General features: G+C 46.4%; 1 protein-coding gene. It reads right to left on the reverse strand.

Annotated features, from left to right (window positions below):
- A partial coding sequence (locus HMPREF2796_RS11750) for a calcium-binding protein (protein ID WP_371327461.1) occupies window positions 1–240 on the reverse strand: 240 nt, incomplete at its 3' end.
- Window positions 241–291 lie beyond the last annotated feature (51 nt).

Consider the following 291-nt stretch of genomic DNA (forward strand, 5'->3'; position numbering starts at 1 on the left):
CAGGGTATCGTTGCCGTTATCCCCAGCCAAGTAGTCGTTACCGGCATCGCCATACAAAATATCATTGCCATTACCACCGTTTAAATTATCGTCGCCATCTTCTCCGTACAGGATATCGTTACCGTCCCAAGCATAAACGGTATCATTGCCGCCGCCAGCATGAATGATGTCGATGGTATCTCGTCCAATGAAGTTTTCGTTTTGATCACTACCTTGTCCGGTCACGGTAATTTGGTGCATATCGGCATTACCGATAATCCGGTCATCGAAGGCAAATCGATAATACTGGAA

Origin of the sequence: Eikenella sp. HMSC071B05, from assembly GCF_001811325.1 — a bacterium.
In the GTDB taxonomy this organism is placed as follows: Bacteria; Pseudomonadota; Gammaproteobacteria; order Burkholderiales; family Neisseriaceae; genus Eikenella; species Eikenella corrodens.